Origin of the sequence: Exiguobacterium sp. s34 (genome assembly GCF_018617435.1) — a bacterium.
Classification (GTDB): Bacteria; Bacillota; Bacilli; order Exiguobacteriales; family Exiguobacteriaceae; genus Exiguobacterium; species Exiguobacterium aestuarii.
The window spans coordinates 73033-91388 of the sequence record NZ_JACSKE010000007.1 but is presented as its reverse complement, the minus strand read 5'-3'; the positions used below and the strand labels follow the sequence as shown (position 1 = coordinate 91388).

The window sequence follows — 18356 nt, the reverse complement described above, 5'->3', positions numbered from 1 at the left end:
GATGTCCACTTTTAAGGGGGAATGCGAGGTGGATGCGTATTTATTTCGATTATGGAAAGAGTGTCGGGACGGGGCGTACACGATTTCCGATATGGCGGAAGCCATTCATTTAAGCCCGAAACAAACGAAGCGCCATTTGGCACGGTGGCAGGAAGAAGGATGGCTCACGTATACGAGCGGACGCGGACGGGGAAACTTAACGCGACTCGAATGGCTGCGACACGTTGAGCGCGATTTGGCAAAACAGCTACTCGAACGCATGGAGAAAGAGTCGGTCGAAGCGGTGACGAGTCAGTTGGAGTGGGACTGGTCGCCTGCACAGGCAGGGCGGTTCATGCGCCAGCTTGAGAAGAAGTTCGGATATGTCCAGACATCGAGCGATGCGCTCATCATTCCGCGCCGTCGTCACTTTTTAACGACACATCCACTCGAGGCGGCTGACATCCACAGTGCCCACCTCGTCCAAAACGTCTTCAATCGTCTCTTTATGATCGATGCGTCCGGAGTGGTCACAGGGGAGCTCGCCCATCATTACGAATGGCAGGGAAGTACGCTCGTCTTGTTTCTTCGGAAAGGGGTCCGTTTCCATGACGGGTCGCTCATGACGAGTAAAGATGTGACGAAAAGTTTGCGTATGCTCGTTCAGTCGGATGCGTATCGGTATATGTATCGGCACGTCCGGCATATCGCATCGAACGGCACATATCGCGTCGACGTCACGCTCGACAGGCGTCGAAATTCGTACATCCCGAAACTGTCGATGATTCATACGAGTGTCGCCAAAGGAAGTGTCGGGACGGGACCGTTTCAATTGGATCGCCATGACAAGGAGAAGACGGTTCTTCTCGCCTTCGAGAATTATTTTGGGGTCCGAGCACTTTTAGATCGGGTCGAGTTCATCAAAGTGCCAGACGGATATGATCCGACGTATCGCATCTCATCAAGGGATTCCAAAGAAACCGGACACATCTCGACACCGTCTGGGTTCGGGCTTGTCATCTTGAACAGTCATCCGAATAGTGTGTTCGCACACGAAGAGGCGCGCCATTACATGCATCGGTTGATTGCGGAGATTCGACCGGAAATCGGGACGTTGCATGAGCGAAGAACGCCGAACGATCAAGGGTTTCTCGGCTTGCTGAGTGAGACGTATGATGTTCCAGAAGGGCCACCTGTCACGCTCGATCGTCCGATACGGATCAAACAGACAGACTACACGAACGATACGACCGATTGGATTGCCGAGATGTTGACGCGTCACGGGATTGCCTATGAGTTCGTGCCCATCAGTTTCAAAGATTCGATTCATGACAAATCGTATTATGAATATGTCGATTTGGTCGTTCACGGGGAAGTGTTCGAACGGAACGTGACGCTCGGCTTTGAACAGTTCATGACGAACGAATACTCGCCGCCACATAAAGTATTGCCTTACATGGAGGAAATCGCGGAACGTATTGAACGGTACGATGACTTGCCGTTTGAGGACTGGTTACCCCTTCACCGGGAAATCGAACGCGAGTTGAAAGAAAAGTCGTACTTCATCCCGCTCTATAATGAGGAGCGGACGATTCCGTTCCCGGTCGAGTTGAAGGATGTCTGTGTCGACTTGTTCGGCTATTTTGATTTTGCAAAACTATGGATTCCGTCGTAAGGAGGGGTATGGTGCGTAAGAAGTTACTCATTGGGTTCATGATCTTTTTTGTAGGACTGTTTTTATTCGCGCTATGGGATGGTGTGTTTCTTAGCATCACAATCGTGGGTCTAGGATTCACCATCTACGGCTATCGACACGAAGAAATTGAAAAGCTTGAGGAAAAGGTGAGCAAGAGAATCATGAGACAAGTCGATGCGACACTCATGAACATCATGATTTACGGTTTGCTGGTCATTGGAGTGGTCATCAATTTCTTCTTGGATGAATCACAAATCCTACTGATCGATGCCATTTATATCGTATTAGGTGTATCGTTTGGTCTGCGTGGACTGCTCATTCGAAGTGTCTATCAAGAAGTAATACAAGAGCAATCGAAAGTTGCAACGATAAGAAAAACCCCGAGCTCGTAAGACTCGGGGTTTCATTATGCGGATTTGTCCGTGCCTTCTTTTTTGACTTTTCGAGCGAGTGCCAAGATTTGATACACTTTGAAAAAGTCGTAAGCGGCGACGGCGATGATGAAGTATGTCCAGAAGCTGAACCCATACTCTTGTACCGAGAAGTACGCGAGGACGGTGAACAACACACCGAACGAAAGACTGAAGAGCATCATCACTTTTAATTGTCGCGGCATAACTGCCACCTCATTTCTACATTAAAAATAGTACGAGCATCACGAGCGCGTTGTTGAACGCATGAATCGCGATTGGGACGATCAAGCGTCTCGTCTTCGCATAAGCGTATGAGAACGCAAAGCTCATCGCGATATAGACGAGGAAGCGATTGTCTTGATGGATGAGCGCGAATAGGATCGAACTGACCGCGAAGGCAATCCAGAATCCGAAGCGCACGTTCAAGTTCCCGAACAAAATATGACGGAAGAGAATCTCTTCGATAATCGGTCCGAGCAAAATGACAGGCAAAATCATGAGTGGGATGACTTCCACCATATCGGCGATGGTTTGTGTATTCATCGATTCGACAAGTTCGCCTGAAATGGCTGTTTCAATCAAATTCGCGACGATGACGAGCCCATATTGCATCAAAATCCCGAGTCCGATCCATTTTACCGTGTCATTCAAGTTAGATTGAACACCTTGTGCCTTATATTGCTTCAAGTCCGGCCAAATGAGTAATAACGACAATACAATCGTCACGGTAAACCCGATGGCCATCCAGAGCCCGATGAACGTTTCGGTTAACCATTCCGGTCGTACTTCACGGATGACGAGCGGGAACAGTTGGACGAACGCATATAATAAAATCGGGGTGAGGTGCCGGAGACGAATGTTAGGCGCCATCGAAAAACGGGTATTTATCGATTGGTTTGAGTTTAATGTAGCCAATTCAACACGTCCTTAATTTTAAGAATGAACCTACCTTTTTCTCATTGTAACAAATAAGTTCTCTTGACCGCGAGTGAGAGCATTTTTTGATGTTCCCCACTTGATTTTTTAATCGTTGCATACTACACTTATCAATGTTAGCACTCCTTTTAACTGAGTGCTAAAACCTTACGATACACATTACATCATTCATATTCGGAGGAGGGTTTTTCCATGTTAAAACCACTAGGCGATCGTGTCATCATCGAAGTCGTGGAGAAAGAAGAAAAGACGATCGGGGGCATCGTGCTTCCTGATACGGCGAAAGAAAAGCCGCAACAAGGGAAAGTCATCGCAGTCGGAACGGGCCGTGTGACAGACCAAGGCGAGCGTATCGCTCTCGACGTGAAAGAAAATGATTTGGTCATCTACTCGAAGTACGCAGGTACCGAAGTGAAGCATGATGGAAAAGAGTACTTAATCGTTCGCGAGAGCGACATTCTCGCAATCGTAGGCTAAGCACCATTATTCAAAAACTTTTTTAGGGGGAAATGAACGATGGCAAAAGATATCAAATTCTCAGAAGATGCACGTCATGCGATGCTTCGCGGCGTCGACGCACTCGCTGACGCAGTCAAAGTAACGATTGGACCAAAAGGACGTAACGTCGTCCTTGAGAAGAAATTCGGTTCACCACTCATCACAAACGATGGTGTGACAATCGCGAAAGAAATCGAACTCGAAGACCGCTTCGAAAACATGGGCGCGAAACTCGTTGCTGAAGTCGCGTCGAAGACGAACGAAGTCGCAGGGGACGGTACGACAACAGCGACAGTCCTCGCACAAGCGATGATTCGTGAAGGGCTCAAGAACGTCACAGCGGGCGCGAACCCGATGATCCTTCGTAAAGGGATCGACAAAGCGGTTCGTCGTGCACTCGAAGAATTGAAATTGATTTCAAAACCAATCGAATCAAAAGAAGCGATCGCACAAGTCGCGGCTATCTCGGCAGCGGACGAGGAAGTCGGCGAATTGATCGCAGAAGCGATGGAGCGCGTCGGTAACGACGGTGTCATCACAATCGAAGAATCACGTGGCTTCACGACAGAACTCGATGTTGTCGAAGGGATGCAGTTCGACCGCGGATACCTTTCACCTTACATGATTTCAGATTCTGACAAGATGGAAGCGTCACTCGACAATCCATACATCTTGATCACAGACAAGAAGATCTCAAACATTCAAGAAATCATCCCAGTGCTCGAGCAAGTCGTGCAACAAGGGAAGCCAATCTTGATCGTCGCAGAAGATATCGAAGGCGATGCCCTCGCGACACTCGTTTTGAACAAACTCCGTGGTACGTTCAATGCGGTAGCCGTCAAAGCACCAGGATTCGGTGACCGTCGTAAAGCGATGCTTGAAGACCTCGCGACACTTACAGGTGGTCAAGTCATCACAGAAGACCTCGGTCTCGACCTCAAATCAGCATCACTCGACATGCTCGGTCGCGCATCGAAAGTCGTCGTCACAAAAGACACAACGACTGTCGTCGAAGGTGCAGGGAACGAAGAAACAATCAAAGCACGCGTTCAAACGATTCGTAACCAAATCGAAGAGACAACGTCTGACTTCGATCGTGAAAAACTCCAAGAGCGTCTCGCGAAACTAGCAGGTGGCGTAGCCGTCGTCAAAGTCGGTGCAGCTACGGAGACAGAGCTCAAAGAGCGTAAACTCCGCATCGAAGACGCACTCAACGCGACACGTGCGGCCGTCGAAGAAGGAATCGTTGCGGGTGGTGGTACATCACTCATCAACGTCATCCCAGCCGTTCGTGCGTTGCTTGCAGAAGTGACAGCAGATGAAGCAACGGGTGTCAAACTTGTCCTTCGTGCTCTTGAAGCACCGGTCCGTCAAATCGCGGAAAACGCGGGTGAAGAAGGTTCGGTCATCGTCGAGAAACTCAAGAACGAATCAGTCGGTGTCGGGTACAACGCGGCAACTGGCGAATACGTCGATATGATCGCACACGGGATCGTCGACCCAGCGAAAGTGACGCGTTCAGCACTCCAAAACGCAGCATCTGTCTCAGCGATGTTCCTCACAACAGAGGCCGTTATCGCAGACAAGCCAGAAAAAGATGCTCCTGCAATGCCTGACATGGGCGGCATGGGTGGAATGGGCGGTATGATGTAAGTCATACACCTTAACGAGAACCATCCATCAGCGAAAGCTGGTGGGTGGTTTTTTTGTTGTCAGTGATGATTCAAAATAATTAAAGGTAGTTAATTACTTCTCTTCTCTACCGAATATATTTTTTTAAAGCGATATAAATGTTATATAATGGAATTAATTAAATTTAAAAGTAATATAATGTATTTAGAGAACCCATTTTAATTAGGGAGGGATTGATTTTGCAAGAAGCGATATATGAAGGGGAAAACATAACTTTATCAGTTTTATTAGATGAAAAGCTGGAAATTCGTGAACTGAAAAAAAGTTCGGATAAAGGAGCGTTTAGCTGTCCTTATTGTAAGGAAACACTTGTTATTAAATCTGGAGATAAGCGGAAATTTCATTTTTCTCATAAGAAGTCAAAGTCATGTGAACTTTCTATTGAGAGTGACAAATATCAGGAGCAGATTAGACGAGAGTCAAAGCAGCATTCGGTTATAAAGAACTTTATTCATGATGAACTAAAAGTTCAACAAAAATTAAATAAAGAACTCGAAGTTGAATACGGTTTTGTAGCAAAAGCGACTGAAAAGTGGCGTTACTATCCTGATATTATCGTAAAAAATGTGGATAAAGAAATTGCGATTACGGTGCTTACAAACGTGACACAAAATCGAGATGAAAAATTGGCTAATCAAATTATTAAAAGGAATACATACTTCAAAGAAAATGGGCTTATACCGATTTGGTTCATCGAAAATACAGAACAGTCGATTGATTTAGGTCGTCATGTGATCCATCTTTGGGAAGCTGAGTTAAATCTTGCTATGAAGACGCCTGAAGATTTAATGTGGGAAACATTATTGAATGAAACAACGCGTGATCAATCCTTATTTGAACTATTCGATTACCATCATCAAAAAACGCCGAATCTTTATAAGGTTCGAAGTCTTTACTATATCCAATCTAAAGAAGATCGTATTCAATTCTCTGTTCGACGCTTTATTGAAGATGAGCAAAAAAGTCCATTTCGAGCATTTGCCTTAAATGGAGGATATGAAATCAGCCTATCCACTGCCCTGTTGACTACTCAAACATTACAACTAAGCGATCCGAAAATCGAAATGCAACTAAGGAATTCCTTTTTACAAGAATTGCAGCAGAAGAAAAATGAATACATGGAGAAACAAAAAGAAATCGCAGACGCAAATAGAACTGAATTACTAAACAAGCGTTACGATTCATCAAAACGTCAAGTAAGCTCGAAGAATTTGCTAACAAAAAGTCATTTTCGAACGGCAATTTTGGAATATATCAAAACTTGTAGGTTAAGATTGATAAATGCTGACGATGTAGCAGAGTATCTAGTGCTCAATGGTGCTTCAAATAAGTCTTACAATACAGGACGCTACAAAATTTATTCAGACGTCTGTGCTTGTCTTGATCAATTAGTCGAAGAGAACGTAATTGAACTTTCGTCAACGGGCGGGCAACGAGATAGAACGTATGCTGTAAAAACTATATAAAATCATTAAAATGCCTAGAAAGAGCAAAGTACCGAAGCGAATCCGAAATGACGTGTTTGATAACAGACTCTGTTTGTTTGAGGGTATTAAATGAAAATTCAAATCACCTATACATTTCAATGTTGAGATGTATAGGTGACTTATCGTGCAAAAGATTACTGGGCTTGTCTTCCTTCGAACAGGCGTTGTAGGAAAAAGTTTTTCTTCTCTGAGCGAAGACCTTCAAGATACTCCAAGCAGTCAATTTTTTGGATTGAACCAACGGAACGCTTTTTTGTTCCTGGCATTTCAGTGATGATTTCCATCACGTCGACCGTGGTCGAACCGCCAGGCATTACTAGATATCTTGCTACACTAATTTCTTTTCCTTTCCCTACATGTCCATAACGTACAACAGCTTTCCAATAGGTCCACTCTGTAATCGCCTCATCAGTATTCATAACATCTCATCCCTTCTTCTATTGCTCATCGAATTGAAAACGAATATTTAACCAAGTCATTAAGTTGATTGTAGAAAAGAACGAGAATAAGGTATGTAATAAAATTGACTAAGGTTAATATTTTATGAGGTTTATTTGTAAGTGCAACATCCCATGTAGTCAACGCTGTTAAAATCCCTTATATCAACGTATTAAAAATCCCTCAAATTAACGGATAATGATTCTGACAACCTGAAAATGGAGTGTGAGACATGATCCGAAGTGAGGGATTTTTTATGATTCGTGAGTTAAGAAGCAAGGGATGGACAATCAGAGCCATCTCTGACGAGACGGGATATGATCCTAAGACAATCCGAAAGTATTTGAAGATGGAAAATGCACCTACGAAAGTGAAAAGGAAAAAGAGGAAAGGAAAACTTGAACCCTACAAAGACTACATAAACGAACGTATAAAAGAAGGTACAACCAATTGCGAGGTTCTGTTCGATGAGATTCAAAAGCTAGGTTATGAAGGGAAAATGACGATTCTGAGGGAGTATGTGAGACCTTACAGACTTCAGCATAAAAAGCAGGCTACCGTCAGGTTTGAGACGCCGCCTGGACGACAGGGACAGATGGACTGGAGTGATGTCGGGACGTATGAAGTAAACGGTGAAATGCGTGTGGTGTATGCCTTCTCCATCATCCTCGGGTATTCAAGGATGCGATACATCGAGTTCACGACCGACATGACGCTGGAGACTCTGATGAAGTGCCATATGAATGCGTTCGCCTTCTTCAATGGCGTACCGCAACAGATTCTCTATGACAATATGAAAACTGCGGTCATCAGCCACAATCCCAACGGCATCAAGTTCAATCAGAAGTTCGAAGATTTCTTGGCCTATTATGGGATCACGCCGAAGGCGTGCAAGCCCAGACGGGCACAGACGAAAGGGAAGATCGAGCGCTCATTCGGCTATATGAAACAGAACTTCTTCAAACGACGTATCGGAAAGACATTGGAACAATTAAATCGTGACGTCTTGGATTGGCTACAAAGCACGGCCAATAAGAAGAAAAACGATACGACGAAAGAGTCACCTGAGAAACGCTTCGAGGTCGAACAAGGTTTTCTAGCTCCAGGACATTTGAAGCCGCATTATCCGGTCCATCGCTGGGAAACACGTCAAGTAAGCAAAGACTGTTTTGTGTCCTACCAAGGACGACAGTATTCAGTTCCGTTCCGGTTCGTCGGACAGCATGTACGAATTAGAATCACCCTTGACCATCATCTCGAGGTCTACGCTGATGGCGAACAAATCGCCCAACATCCGAATGCCTCCGGGAACTTGAAGTCTCAGTTGAATTTAGAGCATTACAAAGGGCTAGAAACGACTCAAAAAGGTTTGCCGACCCGTCGTCTCCAGCCCGATATTCCTGAAGTGGAACGTCGTTCCCTTCAAGTGTACGAACAGTTCGAAAGGAGCGATCACGAATGAACACGGACCTTCTCACTGAACGCTTAGAAAAAGTTGGATGGCAATTGTCGGCCAACCAGCTTGAAGGAATCCTTGAAGATGCCTCCAAGAATAATGTAGCATATTCGGACTTTCTAAACAGTATTCTGATGACGGAAATCGAGCACCGTGAGTCGACAGAGCTATCGAAACGAATAAAACGTGCCAGACTCCCCTATTTTAAGACGCTAGAAGACTTCGACTTTTCGTTTCAGCCGAGCATCAATGAAAAGCGCGTCAGGGAGGTAATGACCTGTCGGTTCATCGATAACGGCTTCAATGTATTATTATTGGGCCCGCCGGGTGTGGGGAAGACACACTTGGCGATTTCAATCGCTGCGGAAGCTGTCACGAAAGGTTATCGGACTTCGTTCATTACCGCGAACGATTTTGTCGAGGAGTGTCAAAAAGCAGAAAAATCTGGCCTCCTTCCGCGTATCATCAAAAGGTACTGTCGATCCGAGCTACTCATTCTAGATGAAATCGGTTATTTTTCGTTCGACCCCATCAGTGCGAATGCGCTGTTTCAAATCATCTCGAAGAGATATGAGAGAGGCTCGATCATCCTGACTTCAAACAAGTCATATATTGAATGGGGAAAAATATTCGGTGACGAGGTTTTGGCAACCGCAATTTTAGATCGCCTTCTTCATCATGCGACCACTTTTAACATTCGGGGAGATTCATATCGGATGAGGGAAAAGAAACGGGCCGGCATCCAGCCGACCCGTGTCGATAGTTTCCAAGAGTAACGAGTAAAAAAGGGATTTTTAATCCGTTATTAAGAGGGAATTTTAAACCGCTGTTGACACTTCTACGGAGCAGTTTTATTAAGTGGTTTTAATAATAGTGCGATTTTCAATTTAATTTACAAATAAATATGTGATAAACTATTTTTAGTAACTAATAGAAAAATGAGGATGTGATTCTGATGAGTATAAACTATCAAGAAATTCTGCAAAGCTATCCTTGGATACTTGAAAGAGATCAAAAAATTATTTTAAGTCCAGATAGTGATGGAATCCTATGTGGAATACTATTCACCAATTTTTTAGATGCTGAGGTAGTGGGATATTATGACGGTAAAGTTCTTGCAGTAAAAAATGATATTAATCCTGAAGAATGTACATTTTTGGATATTGAAATTTTTAAAGAAAATGTTAAAAGTTGCGGACATCATATGGTTCTTTATAACAAAACTATATTAACGCGTAATCCTCAACTTCTAGATCACTTTTCTAATTGTATTCAGCCAAATATTTTCAGAGGTTTTGATGCTAAAAAAAATTTTCAGAGCAAATATCCGTTTGCAACAATACACTTTCTATTAGGTTTGTTACAAGAAGGCGGAGTTATTTCTCGTAATCAGTTAGCTAACACTTCTGTATGGCCTTTATTATTCACTGATGGAACATGGATTAATTTATTTGGATATACTGAAAATTGTTTAGACTGGCTACATTATCTTAATATAGACGATGAAGATCATATACTACATGATGTATTTTACTCTGAACGCAGTGTGATTAGCATTATGCATAATATCAATGCACTTTTGAGAGAAAGGGATAGTCGGAATGCTGTTGGGTTCTTTGACGGAGATACATATGTAGTAGGTGGAAGAAACAAAAGAACTGGAGATAAATTTAAGCTAAGTGCTAGTAACGGACAGGCAATAAATTTAGTACCTTCATCGACTTTGGAAGGTGTCTATGATGTACATGAATTGGAAAAAAATAGAATGATAGATTTTTATTCGTATATTAGTAATCAAATGGGATGGAGATTTATCGAAGAAAGATGGAATTTCGAAAACTTAGATGTTCATGTTTTCAGAAAAAGTAATACAAAAGCGGATGGGTATTCAGGTCTTACTAACAGAAATTATAGTATGATAATGGAAAACCCTTTGCTTCTCTCGTTTGCGATTACTTCTGGTACTGGCATAGAGTATACAATAGATGAAGAAGGAGTAATCAAGGATAATATTACTGAAAATGAATATTTGTATTAAAGGGTGGAGTTTGCTAAAAAAACTAACAGTCGCAAAGGCTTAAATAAGCCTTTGCGACTGTTAGTTTTAATTTGTAAAAGTTAAATTTTGCTGAGTGGATGTCACTTCTTTTAGTCTTGAGTAAGAGATTTCAACATATTCTTCGCTTAAATCAAATCCTATAAAATTTCGATTAAGTTTTTTTGCTGCGACAGCAGTACTTCCACTCCCCATGAAAGGATCTAAAACAACTCCATCTTCTGGACAAAAAGTTTCAATGAAATCTAGAGGGATTTGATCAGGAAAAGTAGCGGGATGTTTTCTTTTTAATGGATTTTTATCGCCAGCCATGAGGTATTCAAATACGGTTCCACGACATTTTAAATTATTTATAGGTCTTTTAACTGTGTTAGTTGTTTCGCCATTTGTTTTTCTATTCCCACTACCGCTTAAAACTTTCCCACCATGTTTAGTAGGGATTTTCAAATGTTCTTTATAAAAGTATTGTGGCTTTTTCCCTTTAAAGAAAATCGGTATATATTCATGGTCAACTCTGAATCGTCTTTTCCACCAAGCTCCCTCAGTTCCATGTTTTCTATAAATTACGGTTTCAAATAATTTAAATCCTATGTTGTCAACCCAATCCACTATTGTTCTAAAACTAGTTAGGGTTTTAGCGAAATCTTTCGTTTGATCTTGTATAACCATGACGCATACCCCACCTTCTTTCAATATGCGGTATATCTCTTGGCCGGTTTGGTGCAAGTCGATATTAAATCCTTGATAATCTCTTAAATTATCATAAGGAGGTGAGGTCACAATCATATCAATACTATTATCGGGTATATTTTTCATACCCTCTATGCAATCCATTGCGTATATATTATTAATTTCAATTTTCATTTAAAAAACCTCCTTATATATCACATAAATAATAACATATAGTTAAAACATATTCTTAATATGAAATTATAAAGTAATCATATTTTTGAAGTATCAAGTCAACACAGGTTCAATCCCCATCTCATCAAGCAATGTCCATAGCGGCTCCATTGCTTGATCCGCATCACGGTAGAAATGGCGACCCCGAACGCGCCAGAATGTCCAACCAGCTCGTTCGAGCACTTTTTGTCGGAACATGTCTTGCTCGTAAACATCTGGTCCGTGCCAACGTTCGCCGTCACATTCGACAGCAAGACGATTCGATTCACCTTCGACGACGAGGTCGATGCGATACCCGTTCACTTGAACTTGTGGGCGGACGAGATAGCCACGGTTCGTCAAACGTTTATACACTTCTTCTTCAAATGGAGAATCGAACAAGTGTTGAACCGCTTCGAACGACTCTTGATCACCGAGCGGATTCTGGCAGTAGTTGACGAGTTTATAGCGCATACAGTTTTGATTGCCGATGTCTTGCAGCGTCACAGAGTGGAACAAAATCATTTGGTCTCGAGCTCGGCTTGCCGCAACGTTGAAGCGTTGGCTGTCGGTCTCTTTCGTAAGTGCCGTAAAGCGACGGTTCGGTGCAACGACGAGTGATAGCAACATGACGTCACGCTCATCACCCTGGAACGTATAGGCGTCACCGAAGCGGACGTTGTGCTCAATCAGCTTATCAATACCAATCAAGTCAGTCGCCATTCGCTCGATTTGATCCGTCTGGGCCTTTCCAAGAAGTGAAATCACCCCGAATGTCCGCTTCGCGTAGCGAGGGTCGTCAATCAACTGCTTCAAGTGAGCGACGAGTGCTTTCGCTTCCGGAACGTTGAACTTGTCTTTTGTCGTTTCAGCGACATTCCCGTCTTCTACAAAGACGCTCTGTACCGCCGGTGTCAATCGTTCGGCGCGTTGCGGTAGTCGGAGCGGCACGATCCGACCTTCGTACACATGAGCATTACTAAACCCGATGATTTCTGGTACGCAACGGAAGTGTTCACGGAGGCCGACCGTCGCACTGAACTTGACGGAGGCAAGATCGTATAGGCTTGATGAACCGTCGAATAACGTCATCGTCGTATCGTTACCAAAGTATGTCTTTTTCTTCTCTTGAATTGCGTTTTGATCTTGGAACGTCGTCGGACTGATTTGGCGGTCATCCCCGACAATGATGGCTTTTCGAGCACGCGACAGGAGCGAAATCGCATCCATCGTGCTTTGTGAGCTTTCGTCGAAGATAATGACGTCGAATAGTTCATCGATTTCTTTGAACGATTCGAGTACGCGGTTCACTGGCATGATCCAAACTGGGATGGCGTCTTGGGCTGCAGCCATTTGACGGGCGGCTTCCCGCTTGTGACGCGCCGCATGTTTCCCAGTGCCTTTCCCGATTTGGCGAATCAACTTCGCCCAACTGTTCAAGCGTTCTTGTTTCGATGGCGTCATCCGCGTCAGTTGTTCTTTCCACGCATATGTCGCACACAAGTCCGCTGTCGCTCTTCCTTCCTCTTTCTCTAACCGTTTCATTTTCTCTCGATAATCATCATCACTAAGTGCTTCGAGCAGCGTCAAGACACGTGCCACTTTCCAATCGAGTTCGAACGTCTGAAGCTGAAGTGTCGGGGCAGTTCCGTCGTAAAATGCGTTCAACCAACCCGGAGCAACTTGTTTGATACGCTCTGTCAGTTCTTTTAGGCGAGTCGCCTTCGTGTTTTGTTCTTCAAGCAACTTAAGTTCTTCAAGTGAAGTAGTGTAGAGTCCTTCATCCCAAGTCATAACTGCTTGTTTCAGACGGAGTGCAGCTTGATGAGTGTGTGACGCCGTGAACAATTGTAATGTCTTCTCTTTTGTTTGTTGAAGTTGCTTTAACTCATCAAGCACAAAAGATTGTTCAAGATCCTCTTTGGCTTGGCGTAACCACTTCTCATCGTAACGGAATGCACGTGTTCCATACACTTGAATCACTGGAACGATGGATTCAATATAATTTGGTAGGATGGAATGCGATTCACGGAATGCTTGTCGTACCATACGATAAGACGTGAACGTCGGTGTTTCGAGTTCAAACTGGTAATGACCACATATATAGCTGAACTGCCTTGTAAGTTTCGTCAAGTTACGTTTGTATTCATCAAGTTGTTTCAAAAGCATCAAATCTTTGGATGATTTAGGTGCTTTTCCATCAATCTTTACTTCATCAAGAATAAGGGTATATCGCTTTCGTTGCATGAGTTTAAAGAAGAATCCATTGGTCTTCCCTTGATCGAGTAGTGGTCCTAATTCTTCAACAAGTGCCCAAAAGTTTTCCGGTAAAGTAGATGGCATAATTACCTCGTGGAGGGTAATTTGACGTTCTATTTCTTCAAGAGAAAGAGCATCGGATTCAAACTGTTTCAAATCTTGCTCACATTGATCATAATCATCTCGGTGAGTGACCCAGTGTTGATAGATGTTTCGTACCCATCCTGGCGATTCTTCCACCGTGAATAGTAGCTTTTCAATATGTTGAAGCAATTCTTGACGAGTCGTAATTGGTTTTTTAAATAACCATTCAAGCGAAGCGTATTGATCTGCTAAATTTGAATAATGATGATACATTTTAGCTTTTTTTGCATAAGAATCACTATCTAAAAATTGTTGTGTACTTGGATACGAATCTGTATCGATACCATTATTAATTTCACTTCTCTCCGCCATAAGTTGATAAAAGTCAGCCAACTCATCAGCCGTCATCGGACAAGTATCTGTCAGTACGGGGAGTGGAAGTTGCATCGTCACTTTTTGTTCGCTCGTCCATTTAGCCCAATCGGTAGGGGAACGAGTCTCGTCAAGATATTGGATCTCTGTGTGTTCACTAGCAGCTTGTTCGATCATTTTTCGGCGTAGACGAGAAATTTCTTCTCGTGTCTCATACAATTTTTGCTGCTTCTGTTTCCCTTCATTCTCTAACTCTAATGCAGTCGTACGGCTTAAGTACGAGGCGATTTCTTGGAGTGAACTCTCTGTCTGCTTCGTCGTCTTTGAATCGGACCCGAGGACGGATACCGCGAGCTGGCGAATTTGGACAGGGAGTTTATCGCGCAAGACGTGTAACGCATGTTCTTTTTCACTAGTGACGAGAACGCGTTTTCCGTGAGCAAGCAAATGTGAGATTAAGTTAGAAATCGTGTGACTTTTCCCCGTTCCAGGAGGACCTTGTACAACCACGCCGGCATGATTACTGAGTTGACTTAAAATTCGTTTTTGTTCTTCGTTGTATGGGAGTGGGAACAGAATTTCTTCTCCGACAGGTTTCCACGCGTCACGATCGAGCGCATCAAGTGCATGAATTTCTTCATCGTTTGATGTTAGGAATTGCTGCAGGGCAGGTGAGGGAGATAATCCCTCTTCAATCAATGAGGCCAAATTCTCATGCTCTTCGACCCATGCATGGGCTGACTTTTTGCGAAGGTATAAGCGCATACCTGGCATCGCATAGACGGTCGCGACTTCTCCATAAGCGTGATCGTCGTGTAACAGTTTCAGTACGCGATCGGACTGATCCTTTAGTTCTGTCTCAATCCACGGTTTAAAGTCAAAAGTGAGTTCTTCTTTGAAATCGACTTCATATCGGGATAGTTCAGATGACATCCAAACGTGGTCACGGTCGAGCATATCGAGTTCAAGTTTTGTCGGTATGGCTGACGCTTCAATGCGGAACAGACTCTTCTCTTGATCAAATTCAAGTACGGCAGCTCTTGTAAATAGTGGACGCTCGACTTTGTCATTCGGCCAGTGCAGCATTCCGAAGGAGTAGACGAGTTCGTATGTATCGCTCTCGGTTGATAAAAGTTGCATCGTCCGATACATCGTATCGTATAGTTTCCGAGCAGATTCGTGTGCTGTTTTCTTTTGTTCCCAATTTTCAATTGAAGCTAAAAAATCATTGAAGGTCTTATCTAGCTTTTCAGGGAACAATTCGGTACGTTTATATGTTTCGCCTTCTTGAAGGACGTATGCATAGAGTTCTCGCGGTAAACTCGGTCGTTTCTCTGCGAATGGCGAGAGAAAATGCACTTCGATAGAGAGTTCTTCATCTCGGGTGACGTGAACGTTTGGATAGGCTAACGTTTCTGGAGATAAAAGAAGTTCATAGCTTTTTGTATCGGTTTCAGTACGGATATCCATCCGTTTAACAGCGGCTAAGAATTTAAATAAGTCAGCTGTTTTTTGTTGAGTTGTTGGATTCATGATGTAGTCCTTCCTTCTTAAAACGATAATGTAGCATTCGTCTCATTCCAAACAAAGGGAATGTTTCCCGTTAATTTAGGAATCAACTAACATTATAACGTCCGTTTTAAAAGAAAGGGAGATAAAAATTATAATAGGTGGTATGTGTTTCTAACTTCAATTAAAAAATTTACCCCTTTAAATAAAAACGTAATTTCTCGTCTGGAATATTTGGTAAAATGAGGATATATAATAATGTGGGAGTGCAGATTATGAAAGTGATTTTAGAAAATGAACAGCAACGACTTGATAACTTTTGTATGGTAATCGAGTCTCATCTAAATGGGAAGACAGCAGGAGGCAAACCAGATCTTGAATCAAGCGACTATGAAATGATAGACATGCGAGGACATTCACGTCAATCGGAAAGCGCACAGGAACGCCAAAAATATGAGGACGCCCTGAAAGAACTGTATTCGTTTACATTCGTAATTGAGGACGAAGGTGAAGAAGAGGTTTATCCGGTCGGGAAGTTCGGAGTGGCGCACCCTCGCTCACCTGAAATCCCGCTTGTCCTAGATTGGCGGAGTGAGATGGCGATGCGTGCGTCCATGTTTAACGGAGAGACAATTGAGACGCCAGGTGGTGACATCATCGGGATGACACAGCTCGAGCTTGATCGAAGACAGCGACGTGTCGTTCAGGCAAATCATCGCCGTGCTCCAAAACGGCAACCGAGCTCACTGACAAAGCGATTTACCGAGCAAATCAAATCGACATTCAAAAAGCCGTCGACGGTGCCTGACGTCCCACAAGATAGTTTTATGGAGAAAGAGTTGACGAAGAAGCAAAAGGATCGTTCTATTGATGGATTCATTGCAACACGGCAAGCCGAACAAAACCACATTATCCAGGCACCAGTGGATACATATATGATTGTCCAAGGTGCGGCCGGGACTGGGAAATCGTTAACTGCGTTGCACCGTATGTCTTATTTGCAGTATCAAGATGAACGCCGAAAGATGCTTTATTTAGCTCCGAACGAAGCGACGATTCATCAACTGTTGAAGGATGCGGAGCATTTACAAATTCAATCAGTTTCTACAATATGGCATTTGATGATTTTGCGGTTCAATTGAACAAAAAGTTTTTAAATCAGAATGGCCATTTGGAATTACTTCCGCTGTACGAATCGAGCCATTTAATCAAGTGGGTTGATGAGGCACTGGCAGAATGGAACGAGGACATCTGTGAAACGCTTTTTAGTTATGAACCGATGGATGAATTGGTCAACGTGCACGAAAAAGCAATTGATATGTGGATGTCGGGAAAAGGGACGTTTCACGAAAAGAGATTGCGGATCCTTCAAACGATTCGAAGTGAACTTGAAAAAATACATATTTTAAATAAAAAGGACTATGAACAAGAATATATTGAAACAGCCTCGATTTGGACAAAATACTTGTATGATGAAAAACGTCAAAAATTAAGTGAATTGATGAAAGAGAATTTTGAAAATCGATTACTATCAGAAAAGAAAAAGCGAGAAGCGTTTTTGAACTTTTGGAGTGAAATCTTACGAATTGATGCCGAAACGGTTTGGAAGATGCTAAAAAATCCATTGATGCTTGAACACATGAAAGTAGATGTGGATGAGACTCTATTGAAAGCATGGCATAAATATAAATCTCCGACTAGATTAGATCTCTTCCTCTGGATGTATCTTCACTATGAAACTAATGGGTATCCTGAAAAATGGAGCCATCTCTTTGTTGATGAAGCCCAGACACTTCGTCCGCTCGATTTAATGGTGCTCGAAAAAATCTGTCATGGGATGACGGTATTCGGAGATACGCTACAAAGCTATCAAGCGTTTGACATGGAGTCATGGGATTCAATTCAAACTCATGGAAAGTCAAAATGGCGCATCGAGTATTTAACGAAAGCATTCCGAACGACGAAACCTATTATTAATTTTGCTAAAGAAATACTGTATGACTCAGATCACGATACAACATGGATTGATCCATTTAACCGAGAAGGGCAACCTATCGAATTTCTAGTGACAAAGAAAAGTAGAGAAATAAAAGACGTACTAGCTCATTGGCGAAAACAACAATTTACGATTTGTATAATCACACCAACATTAGAACGTGCACAGTTCTTACACGCAAAACTTAATTTACGTACTCAACTCATTGTATCTGATACTACTAAAGTTGGAGAAGAAATTGTTATTTCTACAGTAGACTACTTGCGCGGTATGGAATTTGATGCAGTGCTTTTAATGGACGTCGATCAAGAAAGCTATCCTGAATTTCCACAGGAAGCGCGGCGATTATATGTCTCATTGACACGAGCCTTACATGAAGTAGTTGTTCATACGACAGAAGACTATTCATTGCTATTCCGCAGCATACAATTCAGAAAATAGAAAATCGAATTACATGATATGAAAAAACAAAGTGTGAGTAGTTTTTGACAAAATCAAGCGTAGTAAAATCTTATGTCGTTGAAAAGCGGAGATAGAAAATATAAGATGTAAGACCCCATCAATGAACCAATTACTTATAGCCTTTTTAAATTGAGATACTTG

At 42.8% G+C, this 18356-nt stretch carries 15 protein-coding genes; 10 read left to right on the top strand and 5 right to left on the bottom strand.

Translation table 11 applies throughout. From position 1 onward, the window contains the following. Window positions 1-28 precede the first annotated feature (28 nt). Entirely contained in the window at window positions 29-1654 is a 1626-nt protein-coding gene (locus KNO87_RS13980; RefSeq protein ID WP_214814787.1) for an ABC transporter substrate-binding protein, read from the top strand. An 11-nt stretch (window positions 1655-1665) separates the two neighbouring features. Further along, entirely contained in the window at window positions 1666-2067 is a 402-nt protein-coding gene (locus KNO87_RS13975; RefSeq protein ID WP_214814785.1) for a hypothetical protein, read from the top strand. A gap of 14 nt (window positions 2068-2081) precedes the next feature. On the opposite strand, the gene KNO87_RS13970 is transcribed toward KNO87_RS13975, so the two are convergent. Together KNO87_RS13970 and KNO87_RS13965 are read right to left on the bottom strand one after the other, a co-directional pair. Then, on the bottom strand, window positions 2082-2291 hold the full coding sequence (locus tag KNO87_RS13970; protein ID WP_015880600.1) for a YdiK family protein: 210 nt from the start codon (window positions 2289-2291) through the stop codon (window positions 2082-2084). 16 nt (window positions 2292-2307) lie between these two features. After that, window positions 2308-3003 (bottom strand): CPBP family intramembrane glutamic endopeptidase, encoded by a 696-nt coding sequence (locus KNO87_RS13965; RefSeq protein ID WP_251126208.1) that lies wholly within the window; start codon window positions 3001-3003, stop codon window positions 2308-2310. Between the two features lie 213 nt (window positions 3004-3216). Here KNO87_RS13965 and groES point away from each other — a divergent pair, with 213 nt between their 5' ends. The 3 genes from groES (at window position 3217) to KNO87_RS13950 (ending at window position 6680) form a co-directional block, all read left to right on the top strand. Continuing rightward, complete coding sequence (gene groES / locus KNO87_RS13960; protein WP_074032569.1) at window positions 3217-3501, top strand: co-chaperone GroES; 285 nt, start codon at window positions 3217-3219, stop codon at window positions 3499-3501. Between the two features lie 39 nt (window positions 3502-3540). Then, window positions 3541-5175 carry a chaperonin GroEL gene (gene groL / locus KNO87_RS13955; RefSeq protein WP_214697033.1) on the top strand — a complete coding sequence of 545 codons (1635 nt, stop codon included), beginning with the start codon at window positions 3541-3543 and terminating at the stop codon, window positions 5173-5175. Window positions 5176-5393: 218 nt separating this feature from the next. Beyond that, window positions 5394-6680, top strand: a complete 1287-nt coding sequence (locus KNO87_RS13950; RefSeq protein WP_214814783.1) for a competence protein CoiA family protein — start codon at window positions 5394-5396, stop codon at window positions 6678-6680. Window positions 6681-6835: 155 nt separating this feature from the next. On the opposite strand, the gene KNO87_RS13945 is transcribed toward KNO87_RS13950, so the two are convergent. After that, complete coding sequence (locus KNO87_RS13945) at window positions 6836-7120, bottom strand: hypothetical protein (protein ID WP_214814781.1); 285 nt, start codon at window positions 7118-7120, stop codon at window positions 6836-6838. Between the two features lie 251 nt (window positions 7121-7371). Between KNO87_RS13945 and istA the strand changes: the two genes are divergently transcribed. From istA to KNO87_RS13930, 3 genes are all read left to right on the top strand, one after another. Then, window positions 7372-8601, top strand: a complete 1230-nt coding sequence (gene istA / locus KNO87_RS13940; protein WP_214814779.1) for an IS21 family transposase — start codon at window positions 7372-7374, stop codon at window positions 8599-8601. Next, complete coding sequence (gene istB, locus KNO87_RS13935; protein ID WP_214814777.1) at window positions 8598-9371, top strand: IS21-like element helper ATPase IstB; 774 nt, start codon at window positions 8598-8600, stop codon at window positions 9369-9371. The genes istA and istB overlap by 4 nt, the downstream gene beginning before the upstream one ends. Before the next feature lie 179 nt (window positions 9372-9550). Next, window positions 9551-10633 (top strand): hypothetical protein, encoded by a 1083-nt coding sequence (locus tag KNO87_RS13930; RefSeq protein WP_214814775.1) that lies wholly within the window; start codon window positions 9551-9553, stop codon window positions 10631-10633. A gap of 66 nt (window positions 10634-10699) precedes the next feature. Here KNO87_RS13930 and KNO87_RS13925 read toward each other — a convergent pair whose 3' ends face one another. Continuing rightward, window positions 10700-11515, bottom strand: coding sequence for a DNA-methyltransferase (locus KNO87_RS13925; protein WP_214814773.1), 816 nt, complete (start codon window positions 11513-11515; stop codon window positions 10700-10702). A 93-nt stretch (window positions 11516-11608) separates the two neighbouring features. Further along, window positions 11609-15781 carry an AAA domain-containing protein gene (locus KNO87_RS13920; RefSeq protein ID WP_214814771.1) on the bottom strand — a complete coding sequence of 1391 codons (4173 nt, stop codon included), beginning with the start codon at window positions 15779-15781 and terminating at the stop codon, window positions 11609-11611. A gap of 251 nt (window positions 15782-16032) precedes the next feature. On the opposite strand from KNO87_RS13920, the gene KNO87_RS13915 reads away from it, so the two are divergent. Both KNO87_RS13915 and KNO87_RS13910 read left to right on the top strand, forming a co-directional pair. Beyond that, entirely contained in the window at window positions 16033-16899 is an 867-nt protein-coding gene (locus tag KNO87_RS13915; protein ID WP_214814769.1) for a DEAD/DEAH box helicase family protein, read from the top strand. Next, window positions 16869-18194 (top strand): 3'-5' exonuclease, encoded by a 1326-nt coding sequence (locus KNO87_RS13910; protein ID WP_214814767.1) that lies wholly within the window; start codon window positions 16869-16871, stop codon window positions 18192-18194. Before KNO87_RS13915 ends, KNO87_RS13910 begins: the two co-directional genes overlap by 31 nt. Window positions 18195-18356 lie beyond the last annotated feature (162 nt).